General features: G+C 35.1%; 13 protein-coding genes. 3 read left to right on the top strand and 10 right to left on the bottom strand.

From position 1 onward, the window contains the following. The first annotated feature begins 371 nt into the window (after positions 1-371). Positions 372-2636: a glycoside hydrolase family 3 C-terminal domain-containing protein gene (locus ABEG63_RS18340; RefSeq protein WP_346586745.1), complete on the top strand. Its 2265-nt coding sequence runs from the start codon at positions 372-374 to the stop codon at positions 2634-2636. A 443-nt stretch (positions 2637-3079) separates the two neighbouring features. Here the strand turns inward: ABEG63_RS18340 and ABEG63_RS18345 are convergent, their stop codons facing one another. The 10 genes from ABEG63_RS18345 to ABEG63_RS18390 all read right to left on the bottom strand — a co-directional run bounded on the left by ABEG63_RS18345 (position 3080) and on the right by ABEG63_RS18390 (position 16056). Further along, positions 3080-4036: a Fic family protein gene (locus ABEG63_RS18345; protein WP_346586746.1), complete on the bottom strand. Its 957-nt coding sequence runs from the start codon at positions 4034-4036 to the stop codon at positions 3080-3082. Between the two features lie 113 nt (positions 4037-4149). Next, positions 4150-4698 (bottom strand): DUF2652 domain-containing protein, encoded by a 549-nt coding sequence (locus ABEG63_RS18350; protein ID WP_346586748.1) that lies wholly within the window; start codon positions 4696-4698, stop codon positions 4150-4152. Positions 4699-4756: 58 nt separating this feature from the next. After that, positions 4757-6175 carry an efflux transporter outer membrane subunit gene (locus tag ABEG63_RS18355; RefSeq protein WP_346586749.1) on the bottom strand — a complete coding sequence of 473 codons (1419 nt, stop codon included), beginning with the start codon at positions 6173-6175 and terminating at the stop codon, positions 4757-4759. Between the two features lie 151 nt (positions 6176-6326). Further along, positions 6327-9467, bottom strand: a complete 3141-nt coding sequence (locus tag ABEG63_RS18360) for an efflux RND transporter permease subunit (RefSeq protein ID WP_346586751.1) — start codon at positions 9465-9467, stop codon at positions 6327-6329. Positions 9468-9476: 9 nt separating this feature from the next. Further along, positions 9477-10622: an efflux RND transporter periplasmic adaptor subunit gene (locus ABEG63_RS18365; protein ID WP_312395487.1), complete on the bottom strand. Its 1146-nt coding sequence runs from the start codon at positions 10620-10622 to the stop codon at positions 9477-9479. A gap of 443 nt (positions 10623-11065) precedes the next feature. Continuing rightward, on the bottom strand, positions 11066-11983 hold the full coding sequence (locus ABEG63_RS18370; RefSeq protein WP_267405298.1) for a helix-turn-helix domain-containing protein: 918 nt from the start codon (positions 11981-11983) through the stop codon (positions 11066-11068). Between the two features lie 48 nt (positions 11984-12031). Continuing rightward, a complete protein-coding gene (locus ABEG63_RS18375; protein ID WP_346586754.1) occupies positions 12032-12724 on the bottom strand; it encodes a hypothetical protein in 693 nt (230 codons plus the stop codon). Between the two features lie 3 nt (positions 12725-12727). Continuing rightward, positions 12728-13087 carry a saccharopine dehydrogenase NADP-binding domain-containing protein gene (locus tag ABEG63_RS18380; RefSeq protein WP_346586755.1) on the bottom strand — a complete coding sequence of 120 codons (360 nt, stop codon included), beginning with the start codon at positions 13085-13087 and terminating at the stop codon, positions 12728-12730. A 569-nt stretch (positions 13088-13656) separates the two neighbouring features. Beyond that, on the bottom strand, positions 13657-14403 hold the full coding sequence (locus ABEG63_RS18385) for a metallophosphoesterase (protein ID WP_346586757.1): 747 nt from the start codon (positions 14401-14403) through the stop codon (positions 13657-13659). 264 nt (positions 14404-14667) lie between these two features. After that, on the bottom strand, positions 14668-16056 hold the full coding sequence (locus ABEG63_RS18390; protein WP_346586758.1) for an MFS transporter: 1389 nt from the start codon (positions 16054-16056) through the stop codon (positions 14668-14670). A gap of 143 nt (positions 16057-16199) precedes the next feature. Here ABEG63_RS18390 and ABEG63_RS18395 point away from each other — a divergent pair, with 143 nt between their 5' ends. After that, positions 16200-16670: an Lrp/AsnC family transcriptional regulator gene (locus ABEG63_RS18395; protein ID WP_346586760.1), complete on the top strand. Its 471-nt coding sequence runs from the start codon at positions 16200-16202 to the stop codon at positions 16668-16670. Positions 16671-16757: 87 nt separating this feature from the next. Beyond that, on the top strand, positions 16758-18143 hold the full coding sequence (mnmE, locus tag ABEG63_RS18400; RefSeq protein ID WP_346586761.1) for a tRNA uridine-5-carboxymethylaminomethyl(34) synthesis GTPase MnmE: 1386 nt from the start codon (positions 16758-16760) through the stop codon (positions 18141-18143). Positions 18144-18191: the final 48 nt, after the last annotated feature.

Genomic DNA, 18191 nt, shown 5'->3' on the forward strand with positions numbered 1-18191 from the left:
TTAAGATTTTAATAATCTGTTAATCCATTGCTATCATTTGATGAGTGAAGCGCCATTGCGACCGAAAATATTCGGAATTAAATACTAAACCTTAGTGATCGATAGCGTTGAAAAAAAAGAAAAAGTCTCTTTTGTAATACTACGTCTAGATCCCTACGGGGATGACAAACTTTGTTGATATAAGCAAAGTTGATCTCACTTTTTGAAACTAAGCCCTTTTACTCCCTTTTTTTCTTGCGCTTTTATCTAAAATTTTTAGATTTCCAAATTAAGATATTGGTCATTAATAACCATTTATGAAATTTTTCATTTTCTCAATTTGAGATAATAAATATTTTTGCTATTTTTGTTACCAATCAAAAAAGGCTTTTATGTTAAAGAGAACTGCCATTGTAAGTTTATTCACCCTTATATCTGCTTCGTATATGGCTCAAACAAATACTACTTTACCCGTTTATTTAGATGAATCAAAACCTGTGGAACAGCGTGTTAAGGATGCACTTTCCAGAATGACGCTGGAAGAAAAAGTGGCAATGCTGCATGCACAGTCGAAATTCAGTTCACCAGGTGTTCCAAGATTAGGAATTCCTGAATTCTGGACAACCGACGGTCCTCATGGGGTAAGACCTGAAGTAATGTGGGATGAATGGGATCAGGCAGGTTGGACAAATGACTCTATTATCGCTTATCCTGCACTAACAGCACTTTCTGCGACATGGAACAAAAAAATGTCTTGGAATTACGGTAAAGCATTGGGAGAGGAAGCCCGTTACAGAAAAAAAGATATTATTCTGGGACCTGGAGTTAATATTTATAGAACTCCATTGAACGGAAGAAACTTCGAATATATGGGTGAAGATCCTTATTTAACATCGAAAATGGTCGTTCCTTACATCAAAGGAGTACAGTCGAACGGTGTTGCAACTTCTGTGAAGCATTTTGCGCTGAACAATCAGGAAATGTTCCGTCATACAAGTAACGTAAATGTAGACGACAGAGCATTGTATGAAATTTACCTTCCGCCTTTCAAAGCTGCGGTTACAGAAGGAGATTCTTGGACGTTGATGGGTGCTTACGACATGTACAAAGGTCAGTACGCGAGCCAAAATAAATATCTTTTGAATGATATTTTGAAAGGTGAATGGAAATATAAAGGCGTTGTCGTTTCCGACTGGGGCGCTGTAAATAATACAGAACAAGCTATCCACAACGGATTGGATCTTGAATTCGGAAGCTGGACAAACGGTCTTTCTGCCGGCACAAAAAATGCTTACGACAATTATTATTTGGCAAAACCTTATTTAGATTTAATTAAATCGGGAAAAGTAGGAACTCAGGAGCTTGACGATAAAGTAACAAGACTTTTAAATCTTGCCTATAAAACAACGATGAATAGAAACAAGCCTTTCGGAAACATTGCTTCTGAAGAGCATCGAGCTGTTGCCAAAGAAATCGGTGAAGAAGGAATTGTATTGTTAAAAAACCAAGGAAATGTACTACCTATAGATATTAATAAAGCTAAAAAAATCGCTGTCATTGGTGAGAATGCGATTAAAATCATGACTGTTGGTGGAGGTTCTTCTTCATTAAAAGTAAAATATGAAATGCTTCCTTTAGACGGAATTAAAGCGAGATTCGGAAAACAGTCTGATGTACAATATGCAAGAGGTTATGTTGGAGATATCGGTGGAGAATACAACGGCGTAAAATCTGGTCAGGATTTAAAAGATACCCGTTCTGAAACTGAATTACTAAACGAAGCGGTAGAATTGGCAAAAAAATCTGACTACGTAATTTTCGTTGGAGGTTTAAATAAAGCAGATTTCCAGGATAGCGAAGGAAACGACAGAAAAAGCTACGAATTGCCTTACAATCAGGATAACGTGATTGCTGCATTGGCAAAAGCAAATAAAAATCTTGCGGTAGTTTTGGTTTCCGGAAATGCTGTTGCAATGCCTTGGATCAAAGAAGTTCCGACTGTTGTTCAAGGTTGGTATTTGGGTTCTGAAGCTGGAAATTCAATCGCTTCAATTCTTGCAGGAGATGCAAATCCATCAGGAAAATTACCATTTACTTTCCCTGTGAAACTGGAAGATAATTCTGCTCACAAATTAGGAGAATATCCTGGGCAAAAAGATGAATTAGCGGCAGGAAAAGGAAAAGATCAGAAAAACCCGATCAATATTACCTACAACGAAGGAATTTTCGTTGGATACAGATGGCATGACACGAAAAAAATTAAGCCATTATTCAGCTTCGGACATGGTTTAAGCTATACAACTTTCGAGTTTGGAAAAGCTAAAGCCGATAAAACGACAATGTCTCAGGACGATAAAATTACGTTAACAGTTTCTGTAAAAAATACAGGTAAAAAAGCCGGAGCGGAAGTGGCTCAGCTATACATCACCGATGTAAAATCTTCTGTGGAAAGACCTTCAAAAGAACTGAAAGGTTTTGAAAAAGTATTTTTAAATCCTGGTGAAGAAAAAGAAGTAACGTTCACGATTGATAAAACAGCGCTAAGTTTCTTCGACGCTCAAAAGCACGACTGGGTAGCTGAACCGGGAGATTTCGAAGCACAAATCGGAAATTCTTCTGATGCTATTAAAACGAAGGTGAAGTTTACGTTAAAGTAATCTTACTTATATATTTCTAAAACCAGAGAGTCCTTTTATTGGGCTCTTTTTTATTTTTTTGAACATTTTTTCAGATTAATTTTATTGCGTTGTTGGGTAAAAATTGTTTTACCCAACAACGCAATAAAATAGTCACATTTATCAGGAAGAGAGGAACTGAAAATATCTAAGCCTTTTGCAATTTTTTTCTCTCCATTAATTTCAAAATAAAAACTTGGAAGTTCAATTTGATTTAATCTGAAATTAAATTTTCATTTAAAACCTCCATAATCAAAATTGTATCATTTATAGTTTTTTTTTCATAATCTTGCTTTTTCAACGACATTGTATTTTCTCTATGTTTTTGAGAAAAACATTTGAAATTTATAAACATACTAAACAAAATTAGCAATAGTTTAATCTGTTTCATAATAGCTAAAGTTTAGACAAATTAAATTAAAAAATTACAAAAACTGATATATTGTCAATCTCTGCTCTCCCGATTTCATCAAAATATTTTCATCAACCGCCCATTTCAAATCTCGGCTAGCAGTTGGAGCAGAGATGTTTTTAAATTGCTGTAAATAATCTTTTCTGCTGAATTTTTCTTCCCCAATCTTCTCTTTAAATAAAAATATTCTGTCTTTTGTACTTAAATTAATATTTTGAGATTGTAAAACCTGTTCTAAAGATTGCAAAATAATCGCCAACATAAATTCAATAAAAGGAGTCGATTGTCCCATTTTATCAGATTCCGAAAGCTTATTGTAATATTCCTGCTGATTTTCTTTGATTAAACTTTCAACGGGCAAATATTCAAAAACAGGATATTGCTGCATCAAAATCAATGTCTGCCAAAGTCTTCCCATTCTTCCATTTCCATCTACAAAAGGATGTATAAATTCAAATTCATAATGAAAGACACAGCTTTTGATTAAAATTAAATCTTTATCATTCTTTAAATAAGAAAAAAGATCATTCATCAAACCTTTTACCATCGTACCACTTGGAGCAAGATGTTCAACTTTTGAACCTTTTACTATCCCGACATTTGTTGTTCTAAATTTACCTGAGTTCTCCACCAAACCTTTCATTAAAATTGAGTGAGCCAACTCTAGGTCTTTGATTTTATGAGGATTAAAAATTTTCAAATCCTGATAAACTTCGATTGCATTCTGAACTTCAAGAATATCTTTTGCCGGGGCAATGACCCTTTTATTTTCGAGTAAAGCAGTAATTTGCTCCTCCGTCAAAGTATTTCCTTCAATCTCAAGTGAAGACTGAATTGTTTTGATACGGTTTTTCTTCCGAAGTTCTGTCGTCGGTTTATAAAGATGGTTTGCATTAATTTCTCCAATTTTTTCTGAAATAGAAGTGATTAATGTTAAAATCGTATCGGTAATTTTATAAGGTGGCTTCAAAATATGATAGTATCAAATGATACTATCAAAGATATAATTTTTAAATCAAAAAGCGCCCGAATTTCTCCGGACGCCTGCAATTGCAAAATTACAAGGAATTAAAAAATATAAATCTAAGTCTCGAAATAATGGATCACTCCAACTTCGGGATGATGTTTTTTCTCTGAATTAAAATCATGTTCACGGTTCTGGCTGCTTTCCAGAAACGAATTGCTGAACAAAACATACGACGGATTTTCTGCTAAACCGTTCTTCAACATTTGATGAGCCTCAACGATTGTTTTGCCGTATAATTTTCTAAAATTTCCGATGTTGTATTGCGAAAATTTACCATAATGAACGATAAATTTTAATGATAAATCGATCACCATGCTTAATGATGTACTCAATTCTTCCACTTTTTGGGTAAAAGCATTCTGCATACTCCTCAACATCTTTGAAATTTTTTGGTACGATGGTTTTTCATCATATCGATAAAATAAAATGGCATCGCCTTCGATTTCCGAAATTTCAAAATACTCATTATTCATATCAATGAGCGTAGAAAGTAGTTGTCTTACAATATATTCTCCGGTATAAAGTTTAGTATTGAATACAAATTCCGTAAACCCGCTGAAATCCGGAATAAGAATAATGCCATCTTTAATATTTGTATTCTCCATAATAGTTTTGGGGTTAAAATCCTGTTACCTCCTTAGACGTAACAGGATTGATTTTACTTTATTGCCATCCTCCGCCAACAGAGCGGTAAAGGGTTGTTATGGCATTTAATCGTTGAGCTTTCAGAGAAGCCAGATCTAATTCGGTTTGCAGTTTATTGGTTTGAGCCAAAATAACCTCAACATAAGTCGCTGAATTGTATTTAAATAACAAATCTGCCTTTTGCACCGCTTCATTTGATTTTTTAACTAAACCTTCTGCAATTTTCTCCTGTTCTTCCAATTTTTGAATCTGAACTAAAGCATCCGAAACCTCACCCACAGCTTTTAAGACCCACTGTTTAAAATTGATTTCCGCCTGTTCTGATACAATTTTTGACTGTTCGTATTGCGTTTTCAATTGCTTACCATTCAAGATTGGTTGTGCTAAAGTTCCCAATACAGAACCGAAAAGAGAACCGGGAATATTGAACCAATTACTTACTTTAAAAGCATTCAAACCACCTTGAGCAGTGATATTGAAAGACGGATACATATTGGCTCTTGCTACATTTACGGAAGAAACGCTTCTTCTTACTTCGAGCTCAGCACTTTTAATATCGGGTCTGTAACTCAACAATTCGGAAGGAATTCCCGTCGCGATATTTTCAGGTGATTGAACATTATTTAAGCTTGCGCTTCTTTTAATTTTATCTGGCATTGAACCTGTTAAGATACTCAACGCATTTTCCTGAGTGGTGATCGAACTTTCAATAGCGGGAATTGATTTTAAGATCTGATCTTTGACAATCTCCTGCTGTTGAACGGCTAAAGCCGTAGTTAAACCTAATTCCTGTTGCTTCGTTAAAAATTTCAACGTGTTATCAGAGTACGTTAAGTTAGATCTGGTAATTTCCAGTTGAGTATCCAGCATCAGCAGATTATAATATCCCTGAACAACAGTTGCTACCAACTGCGTTTTCACTGCTTTTGCTGCTTCCTGAGTTTTCAGATAATCTGCTAAAGCCTGTTCTTTTCTGCCTTTAATTTTTCCCCAAATATCTGCTTCCCACGAAATATTGATAGAAGTTGTGTAATCCTGCATGTATCGGCTTCCCATAAACTGTCCCGCCATCATTCCGTTCATACTGTTGTCTGAAGGTCGGTTCACGCTTGCATTGGCGATGGTTGCGCTTACGGTCGGCACATTTCCCCATTTGCTTTGATTGTAGGCTAATGAAGCAAATTCGATTTGTTTTAAAGCGACCTGTAAATCATTATTCTGAGCCATTGCCTTATCAATTAAACCTACCAGAACCGGGTCTTTGAAGAAATCTTTATAACTTATTTTAGCGATATTTTCATTGTGATCCTCCGTTATACTATCGTTTCTAAAGGCTTCAGGCATTTTCACTTCAGGCTGTTCATATTTCTGAACTTTACAGGCGATGGCCGTTCCTGAAATTAATGCGATATATGCTATATTTTTAATTGAATTCATTTTAAAAATCATTTGAATGAATAGAGGTTATTTTTAGTCTCCCACAGATTTTTTTTGATTGAGCAGATGATAAAATTAGATCAGCCAACTCCTTTTTAATCTGCGAGAATAAATACATTATTATATTTATTTAGATTATAACCTCTGTGAATTAATATTCCCAATCGGCTTCTGTCACCACTCTGCCGTTGATTTTCTCATGCAATGCCTGGAATACCACAAACAGAACAGGAACCACGAAAACTCCTAAGATTGTTCCGAATAACATCCCTGAAATTGCAGCATAACCAATAGAAAGATTACCCATTGCAGACGGGCCTACTACAAAAATCAATGGAATTAAACCTGTGATAAAAGCCAATGAAGTCATCAAAATCGGACGAAGACGCGCCTTTGCTCCTTCTACCGCTGAAGCAATCAGGCTTTTCCCTGCTCTACGTCTCTGGATGGCAAATTCTACGATAAGGATCCCGTTTTTCGCTAATAGACCAATCAACATCACCAAAGCGATCTGTACGTAAATATTGTTGGATAATTCCGCAAAAGTAATTCCCACAAATACCCCTGATAAACCAACCGGAATTGCGATCAATACCGCAAACGGAAGAATATAACTTTCATACTGTGCCGATAATAAAAAGAATACAAACACGATACACAATCCGAAAATCATCACCGACTGTGAGCTTGAACCCGCCTCTTCACGGCTCATTCCTTTATAATCATAGGTGTATCCCGGAGGAAGAACCTGCTTGCTCACTTCTTCAATCGCTGCCATCGCTTGTCCCGTACTGAATCCAGGAGCCGGCATCACCGTTAAATTTGATGAGTTGAATAAGTTGAAACGGTCTACCACTTCTGCACCGGTTACCTGTTTCAGGCTTACCAAAGTGTTTACAGGAACCATTTCGCCTGAACTGTTCTTCACGAAAATTCCGTTTAAGGATTCTTTATCCTGTCTGGTTTCCGGAGTCGATTGTACCAAAACTCTATAGTATTTCCCGAATCTGTTGAAATCCGAAGACTGAATACTTCCGTAATATCCCTGCATCACCCCTAAAACATCAGAAACGCTTACGCCAAGCTGTGCTGCTTTCACTTCATCTACCAACACTTCGTATTGCGGATACGTTACATCGAAAGTGGTATATGCCAATGCCACTTCAGGTCTTTGCATCAAAGCGCCCATCATTCCGTAAGAGATATTTCCTAAATTCTGAAGCTCACCGTTTGTTCTGTCCTGAAGAACCAGTTCCATTCCACTTGTGTTTCCGAAACCATCAACGGTTGGAGTATTAATTACAAGGAAATTCGCTCTTTTATCCTGAGAAAGCATTCCCTGAACCTGACCGATAATATCGTTGATATTGCTTACCTGACCTCTTTCTTTACCATTTTTCAGTTTAACGAAAATCGAAGCTGCCGAAGAAGACATCGAACCACTGAAAAGATTCAGTCCGTCTACCGAAATTACTTTATCTACCGCAGGATTTTTCATTAATTTATCTTCCGTATCCGAAACCACTTTCGACGTTCTGTCTTTTGAAGCTCCCGGAGCCAGATTGGCTGTTACAATGATGAAACTCTGATCTTCATCAGGAATAAATCCTTTAGGCGTTGTCATCGACATCCATGCGAACAATCCACCAAATACCAAAACGATAGCTAAAGCGATCCACTTTCTTTTCAATAAAAATAAAACAGCTTTTCCGTAACGGAAGGTCAGTTTGTTGAAACTCGCATTAAATCCGGCAAAGAAACGATCCTTGAAATTCATTTTTTCATGAGAATCTGCATGATGTTGTTTTAAGAAAATCGCACATAAAGCAGGACTTAAAGTCAAGGCATTAATCGCGGAAATTACAATGGCAATCGCTAATGTTAAAGCAAACTGCTGATAAAATAATCCTGTCGAACCACTCATAAACGCCACCGGAACGAATACCGCAGACATAATTAAAGTAATCGAAACAATCGCTCCCGTGATCTCACTCATCGCCGACATGGTTGCGGCCCGCGGGTTCAGTTTTTTATGTTCCATTTTAGCATGAACCGCTTCCACGACGACAATGGCGTCATCCACCACAATACCAATGGCCAGTACGAGGGCAAATAACGTTAATATATTGATAGAGAACCCGAAAACTTTCATAAAGAAGAACGTTCCTACGATAGAAACCGGAACTGCAATCGCCGGAATCAGAGTCGAACGGAAATCCTGCAGGAAAATATAAACCACGATGAATACAAGGATAAACGCCTCAATCAAAGTATGAATTACCTGCTCAATCGACTGATCTAAGGCATCTTTTGTCGCATACGGAATTTCATATGCCATGCCTTCAGGGAAAGATTTTTCAAGTTCTTTCATTCTTTCTTGAAGGGCAATCTGCACTTCATTCGCATTAGAACCTGCCATCTGGAAGATCGCCATCGTTACGGATGCTTTTTTATTATATTTCGAAGCAACGGTATAACTGTATGCTCCGAATTCTACTTTAGCAACATCTTTTAACTTTAAAACAGAACCATCGCTTAATGCTTTAATCGTAATATTTTCATATTGCTCAGGCTCGGTGAATTTTCCTTTGTAACGAAGGACATATTCCATGGCCTCTTTACTTCTTTCCCCGAATCTTCCCGGTGCTGCTTCTAAGTTTTGAGTTTGAATCGCTCTTGAAACATCAGAAGGTGTTAAATTATAGGAAGTCAGTTTATTGGGATCCAACCATACTCTCATCGAGTAATCTTTATTTCCGTAAACCATTGCATCTCCTACTCCTTTTACCCTTTTCAGTTCCGGAACAATATTGATTTTTGCATAGTTTTCAAGGAAAAGATCGTCCATTGTACCGTCTTTACTCGTTAAGGAAACCATTGCGATCATACTGTTCTGTCTTTTCACTGTGGTAATTCCTGCCTGAACCACCTCCGAAGGAAGCTGGTTGGTCACCTGAGCTACCCTGTTCTGAACGTTAATAGCCGCCTGGTCAGGATCTGTACCCAATTTAAAAATAACAGTAATTGATAATGAACCATCATTACTCGCCGTGGAGGTAATATAATCCATATTTTCTACCCCGTTGATGGCATTTTCCAACGGTGGTGCCACAGATCTGGCAATCGTTTCGGCATTGGCTCCGGGATACGCTGCCGTTACCATGACGGTGGGCGGTGCGATGTCCGGAAATTTTGTAATCGGCAGACTTACCATACCGACAATACCCAAGATGACAAGCAATACAGAGATAACCGTCGCCAGTACGGGTCTTTTTATAATTTTCTTTAACATGATTTTTTCTTACGATTTTTTCGGTTGAGCCGTTTTCTTTTGTGCCACGACAGGAGTTCCCGGCTGTAATCTGTCGAAACCGGTGGCGATGTACTGATCTCCGCCTTTTAATCCTTTGGATACGATGAAATTGTCGCCTGCTTTTCCGCTTACTTCAATCGGAAGCATGGCTGCTTTTCCGTCTTTAATGGTGAACACAAATGTTTTATCCTGAATGGTTCTCGTAGAAGCGATCGGTAATAAAATAACATTGCTGTAGAATTGATCCAATACAATTTTTCCTGTATTTCCGCTTCTTAAAAGATTTTTAGGATTGGTAAATTTTGCTCTTAGCGTGATGGAACCTGTCGTTTTATTAAACTGTCCTTCCACCGCATCAATTTTTCCTTTCTCATCATACTTTTCGCCACCGGAAAGCAATAAAGAAACCATCGGTGTATTTTTAATGATCTCGTTGATGCTGCTTCCTTCCGTTTGTCTTTGGAAATTATTAAAATCATTTTCACTCATGCTGAAATAAGTGTAAACATCATGAATATCTGACAATAATGTAATCGCTTCTTGATTGGAAGGCGTCATTAAACTTCCCAAACGGTAATTAAATCTCCCGATATAACCGCTAACGGGCGCTTTAATGGTTGAGAAATTAAGATTGATCTTTGCCGATTCAATGGTTGACATCGATTGACTTACCGCCCCTCTCGCCGCATTATAAGCCGCTTCTGCTTCTTTCACCTGAATATCAGAAACCATTTTATTTCTGAATAATTCTTTTTTACGGTCTAAATCTATTTTAGAAGTTGAAAGATTGGCCTGCGCTGTGATTAAAGCTGCCTGAGCGCTTTTTAATTGTTCCTGAAAAACACGGTCTTCAATTTTAAACAAAGGCTGTCCCGCTCTCACAAAATCTCCTTCATCAACGAAAATTTTGCTTAAATATCCCGTTACCTGCGGACGGATTTCCACATTAGAAACACCTTCAATAGAAGCCGCATATTCTCTTGAAACGGAAGCATCGCCCTGCTTCACAATTTCTACCGGAAGTTCCGGAGCCTGCTGCTGATAGGCCTGATTTGGATTATCTTTTTTACACCCGGTAAATACCAATAAGGTTACTCCAAGTATAATCGATTTCTGAATAGAAAATCTCTGCATAACACTTTTCCTTTAAATTTTACGGGGCAAAATTCGTTTGAAAAAAGTTTTATGGAAATACTCGAAAAACGTCTAAATTTGTCAAAAAGACTTCTAATTTTAATGAATTATGAGAAATATCATGCCTTTATAATTTGGGGGTTTGTGATTTTTGTATCAAATATTTTTCTTTTGTCTTGAAACAAAGAAACAAAAATTCAAGAGTTGAAACCTTCAGCTAAAAATAAAACATGTTTCCTAAAATTCTAAACTCGCGCGAATTTAACTGTAACCTTTTGATTCAAGTATAGTATAGCCTCGCACTCAAACATTAGAATTTTCTTAACGCTTCAGCTTTCTATGTCAATTTTTAAAAAGACATTGCTTCTAATAGAATCATTTTTCCAAAAGACATCATTAAAATAATTAGCAAAAATCTTTTGACTTTTTACTTTTTACTTTTATCAAAACAAATCATCCTTTTTATATTCTAAAGGAGATTTGCCGGTGTGTTTTTTGAAAAACTTGCTGAAAGCGGCCTGATCTGAGAATTTTAACTGCGAAGCGACTTCATTTACATTCGCATTGGAGTCTTTCAGTAAAATCTTAGATTCAATTAATAAAACATGATGAATGATATCTCTAGGAGATTTATAAATAGTTTTATTAATGACTTTGGTTAAATATTTTCGGCTGATAAATAGCTGATCTGCATAAAACTGAACATTATGCTGCTCTTTAAAATGTTGTCTTACAAGGATGAAAAAGTTGGTGGTGATCTCGTCTTCACGATAACTCACTTTATTTACTTTCTCGGTTTTCTTCATATAGTTATCCATCTCATAAATAACGAGAGAGAAGTGATGCCAGATCATTTCGTTGAAATAATAATTCTCTTTTTCGGTGTCATTTAAAGATTTAAGCTCATCTAAATGAAAATGTATTCTCTTATAAATTTCCGGTTCGTTTCGGATAATATTGGTGGGATCTTCTGAAAGACTTTTCAGAACATCATTTGATTTATAATTGAAACCTGCATTAGAAATAAAGTCGAGGGAAAAGAAAATATACTTGGCATTATAATCATCAGAGATTTCTTCTACCCAAAAAGTTTCTGCAATGGGACAAAAAATGATATCACCTTGCTGAACATCGTAACTTTTATCTGATAACCGGAAGCGAATGTACCCTTTTTCAATTAAAAAAACAGTAAAATAGTCGGAACGATAAGGCATATTGAGCTTCACTGAATAATTTACCTTATCGATATTCATCACCACGAATTCTTTTATTCTTAAATCGAATTCTACTTGATTTAATAATTCTTCGAAAGTAAAATGAGAAATGAAACTTTCTGTTTTCGGGATGAATTTTTTAGACATGAACGGTAAAAATTTAGGCGAAATTAATAAATAAAAAAGGGTAAACCATTAGATTTTTAATTGAAACCCTGAATCATATTGTTTGAGATTATTTAAAAATAAAGAAATGTCTTTTACTATTTGATGGCTGTGAAAAACTCCGTGAGGAAGGTCATTATTCAGAACAATCATCGCTATTTCTGTAGCGACAATGGCTGTTATTTTACCTTCATTGTTTCCGTTAATGCTTAGCTCTTTTATATTTCCTGAATTATTTTTTGCTATAATTTTTACGGCGTAAAGATCTGTACCTAAAGTGAAGTTATGAAAACTTTTAATCGCAAGATTTTGGATTTTTTCGTTTTTAAATAATTTAGTAATCTTTAATTTTCTAAGAATGGAAGTAAGATTTGTAAACCATTTTACATCAAAAGCCATTCTGGTTTCAACTTTTGGAATTTGTAAAGTATTTAATAAAACATGCTGATCTGAAAAATCAAAAAGATAGAAACTTCTTTTACCTAAAAGCTCGGTTTGAATTGGTTTTGTGAAGCTTTTCATGATTTTGTTCTTTCCGTTTTCTGAAAGTTGATATTGTGAATCAATATTATTGAAAGTCCATTTATAAGCAGCTTCGCCATGTTTTTCTCCTAATCCAAGAAGAACAAATATGTCGATGGAAGTTGTGTTTTGAAGTTCAGTAGTCGCATATTTTGCTAAAAGATTTGTAATTCCTGGGGCAAGACCTACACTTAAAACCACTGTCTATTTGTTCTCAATAGCCAATGATTTTAAATTTTCAATGCTTTTTAATGTTTTATACTGAGCAGAAATATCAATATAATGTATGTTTTTAGAGATGCAGTATTCAACAAAACTTATGTTAGGCTGATCTAAACACATGATGACCAACTGAACATCATTAATGATTGAAAAATCAGTTATATTATTGATATCTAATTGATAAGGAATGACTTTATGGTGAAGTTTCTCTGCTGTTTTTTTAGCCTTGGAAAGATTTCTGCCCGCAATGATAATTTGACTAGGAAATTTTTTCGATAAATTGTCTGCAATGATGCTTCCTACAGCTCCGTACCCTCCAACGATAAGTATTTTGTTTTTCATAGCAATAATCTTTTTGCAAAGATTATCATTGGGCATATGAATTTGTTATAAAATTCAGGGAGTATGTTGTGCAATTATGGAAAAGATAATTTGTGGGAATATTTTTTTATAATTGAACTTCTATTAATTATAATTTAAGATACTATTTTAAATATTGTCCTTATTAGAGGTATACTCTATTTTGATAAATATAAGATTTGATTTAATAAAAAAGCAAATTACGATACATAATATGCTTTTTATGGTTCTTATTTTATAGTTGACGGCTCTTGTTTTATCTTTTACCTTAGCAGTTTTAACTTTTACGATCTTGGGTTTATAATCAACATCATCAAGTTTATCTTATGTGATGCTCATTTTATACTTTACTGTGATCGTTTTATATTTTACATCAACAGTTTTAACTTTTACTACGCTAAGTTTATTATTAACGTTACTCAATTTAACTTGTACAATGTTCGTTTTGTTTTTTACGGCAACTATTTTATATTTAACTATGCTTTGTTTATTTTAAATTTTGAAAAATATATAAAAATCATTTCGTTAAAAAGTTAATGCCTCCATAGAATTTACAATTCAATAATTAATTCTTTATTATAACCATTGTATTTTTCATCGATATATCCGTGTGGATTACAAATGATTTCAGTATTTAAAATCTTATAGCGTGAAGGTGTATGAATATGCCCGTGAATCCAAAATAAGGGTTGATGTTCTATGATAAAACTTTCTAAATTTGAAGCATACGCAGAGGTAATCGGATCTTCTTTATACTCTTTCGGAACCGATTGCAGACTTGGCGCGTGATGGGTAACGACAATATTTTTGAATCCTTTTGAATTTTCCAGACTTTCCTGTAACCATAGTTTTGAGAACTGATGAATTTTAAACGTGTCTATCGTTCTCATTTTTGAATACGACGGATCTCTGGTAATTTTCTTGTAATCATTCATCTTAGATTGACACAACATTCCGTAATATCGTGGATCTCCAAAGATGGAAAAGTCCGTCCATAATGTTGCGCCATGAAAACGAATATTTTCTATGTCTACAAAAGAATTTTCCAGTACATGAATGTTTGAATCCTGGGCTGCAGCTTTTATTTTATTCAATGTTTTCGGATAAGAACCTTTATAATATTCGTGATTTCCAAGAATATAAATCACGGGCTTTTCTGGAATTTTTGTTTTCACCCATTCGATGCCTTTGGTTCCGAGATTGGTATCTCCGGCGAGGATCACAAGATCTGCATTATCGAAAGATAGATCTGTGATGCCAAATTCCTGATGGAGATCGCTGATGATTTGAATTTTCATGCTGATAATATGGGCAAATTAAAGTAAAATATTTTAGATTGTCCTATTTTTTTGCTCAATAAATGGCAAGTGTGATATTGATTTTATTTCTCCCTGATTTTGCAGATTATGCAGATTTTAAATTGTTTGAACATGAAGCTTATATCTGTGAAAATGGGCGGAAATTAAAAAAAACGTGAATTCGAGGCCAGTAAATTCCTTGAAAAAACAATTCGGAGACACCATTAGATATCTCCGAATTATTATTAACAATATATCAATGAATTATGAAACTGCCATAGTGGCTTTTTTTATTTTCGTTTCTTTCAGAATCAGATAGATTAATATTCCTAATGCGATGACAGCATAACTGATCAGAATTTCTAAACTTAAACTTCCGACGGCAAATTGTGATGGGAAAACTTGGCTCATTAAAGTCATAAAAGATAATCCGATTCCTGCTCCTAAAAAGTAACTTGTGGTGCTTAAACTGGAAGCTACGCCGTAATGTGCAGGCTGAATATCCTGAATTCCCAAGATTGATAATCCTGTGAAGCAAAACGTCATCCCAATTCCGGAAATGCACGCCGCTCCTAATAAAACAATAGCCAACGGATGCCCTGTGTACACTGAAATAAATAGTAATGATGAACCCAACAGCATAAATGACCAGCCCAAAATTCCAATCTGTGTGGAGCTTAATCTTTTAGAAACGTGTGGTAATATAAATTTTGAAACCAATGCCGACAAAATACTAAACGGAACCAATAACAATCCTGCCGATGCCGAACTGTGGTGCATATCTTTTTGTAACATCAATGAAATCAGAAATAAAAATCCAATGAAAAATGCTCCCAATGTAAAGAAAACGATATTTGCTACCATTAATGATCTTTGTTTTACCAATTGAAGATCAATCAACGGTTGAGAAATTGTTTTTAATCGATAAAAAACCAATCCTAACAGCAGAACAGATAAAGCTAAAGACCCGATAATGTAGAACGGATGTTCTTTAATTTGAATTAACTCGTGTGTTCCGTAGGTTAAACTCAGCAATCCTAAAACCAATAATATTCCTGAAATAAAATCTGTATTTTGAGGTTTTTCGTTTCTTTCGTCTTTTGGTAAAAATTGATAAGAAAAAATCAATGTAAAGAAAAGAATCGGAACATTGATAAGGAAAACCCAATGCCAGCTTAGATAAGTGGTGATAATTCCCCCGATCGACAAACCGCTTCCCGAACCAATAGCCGCAAAGGAACTGAAAATTCCCACCGCTTTGTTTCTCTCCTGCTCTTCTCTAAAAGTGTTGGTAACAATAGACATGGCAGACGGCATAATAAAAGCTGCGCCTAATCCCTGCAATGCTCTGAAGATGGCCAATGCTTCGAAATTTGTAGATAAACCCGCTCCCAAAGATGTCAGCATAAAAATTAAACCACCGATTAGGAAGATTTTCTTTCTTCCGATTTGATCTGATAATTTACCTCCGATAATTAAAAATCCGCCAAAAAACAATACATATAAAGTCTGCAACCACTGTACAGTAGAAGCGTTGATATTAAATTGCTCCTGAATGGAAGGAATCGTTAAATTAATAATAGCAATATCCAAAGCCTCCACAAATGTTCCTACTGATGCGAGTATTAATATTAAATTTTTCCTAGAGTTCATATCATTCAAATTTCCTGCAAAATTAAAATTAACAGAACGTTTATAAAAATTATATGTTAAATTTGGAACATATTTAATTTTAAAAACAATTCAAAAGAACAAATATTCTATTTAAGATTATTAAACTTTCAAAAACAGAACAAATGGCTACAGAAAATTATACTCCCGACGAAAAAGATCTTTCTATCCTGAGACTTCTGCAAAAAGATGCTAAACTGAGTGTAAGAGATATTTCAGCAAGAATTAACCTCAGCCCTACCCCAACCCATGAGCGCATTAAACGTATGGAAAAGGCCGGAATCATTAAAGAATACACAACCGTTCTTGACCGAAAAAAGGTAAACAAAGGCATGATGGTGATTTGCATGATTGCTTTGAATGTTCATAATAAAAAAACCGCCGGAAAATTCATTGAGGAAGTTGGAAAACTAAAAGAGGTCGTTGAATTTTATAACATCAGCGGAGATTTTGATTTTATGCTAAAAATTCTGGCTCCGAATATGGATGAATTTCATGAGTTTTTTGTGAATAAACTTTCTGAAATTGAAGGCATTGGGCAAACAAAAAGCATTTTTGTGATGAACAGCATTAAGGAAAGTGTACAGATTTTGTAAATGAAAGGAAATTAAATCATTACATTAAAATCATTACCATAGAGAAAGGATATAATGGTTTGCAATTAAAATCCGTAAATTTGCCGCATGAATAACGATACCATTTGTGCGCTGGCTACGGCCAATGGAATAGGTGCTTTAGGCATTATCAGAGTTTCCGGAAATGAAGCTTTATCTGTAGTTCAGAAATCTTTTCCTGGTAAAAACCTTGAAAAACAAAAATCCCACACCATTCACTACGGATATTTTATGGATGGCGAGGAGGCGATTGACGAAGTAATGTTGTCTATATTTTTAGCACCTCGAACTTTCACCACAGAAAATTCGGTTGAAATTACCTTCCACGGTTCGCCACATATTGGAAAACGTATTCTTGAAACTTTGATTAAAAATGGCGCAAGAATGGCAAAAGCCGGAGAATTTACACTTCGTGCCTTCATCAACGGAAGGATTGATCTTTCTCAAGCGGAAGCCATTGCCGATGTTATTGCGTCTGAAAATGAAGCATCCAGAAAAGTCGCTATCAATCAGTTGAAAGGTGGAATCACCAATGAAATATCATTTTTAAGAACAGACTTATTGAATTTTGTTTCATTGATTGAACTTGAACTGGATTTTGCAGAAGAAGACGTGGAATTTGCAGACAGAACAGCTTTGAATCAGCTATTAAATAAAATAGAATTAAAATTAAATTCGTTAATTGAAAGTTTTCAATACGGAAACGCAATTAAAAACGGAACTGCTGTTGCCATCATAGGAAAACCTAATGCCGGAAAATCGACGTTATTAAATGCTTTGTTGAAGGAAGAAAGAGCGATTGTAAGTAACATTGCCGGAACTACGAGAGATACCATTGAGGAAGTTTTACATATTAAAGGACATGCTTTTCGTTTGATTGATACAGCCGGATTGCGTGAAACAATGGATGAAATTGAAGCAATCGGTGTAAAAAAAGCCAAAGAAAAAGTAGAAAATGCCAATATTCTTGTATACTTAGCGGATGCAGCAACAGAAGATTTTTCTGAAGATATTGAAATGATAAAATCTTTGTTGAGAGAGGATTTGAAATTGATCATTTGTGCTACAAAAATTGATGAAGTTTCTCCGACAACGTATGAAAAAGTGGAAGATATTTTCAGAAATGAAATTGCTCACGAATTCGATTTTATTAAAATTTCTGCCGTTGAAAATCAAAATATTCAGGATCTGAAAAACGAATTATCTTCTTACGTAGAACAACTGAAAGCTTCTGAAAATAATGTAATCATTACCAATCAACGTCATTTTGAAGCCCTGCAAAAATCTTTGGACGCTATAAATAAAGTGAAAGAAGCCATAACATTTCAAATCTCAACAGAATTACTTGCTTATGAACTTAGAAATGCTTTAGAGCATCTTGGTGAAATTTCAGGCGAAGTAACAAATGATGAAGTTTTGGGGAATATTTTTTCTAAGTTTTGTATCGGAAAGTAACACATTTTCACATAAAATAAAACAGCCATTTCTCTTCGAAATGGCTGT

This window comes from Chryseobacterium sp. C39-AII1, assembly GCF_039672645.1.
GTDB lineage: Bacteria > Bacteroidota > Bacteroidia > Flavobacteriales > Weeksellaceae > Chryseobacterium.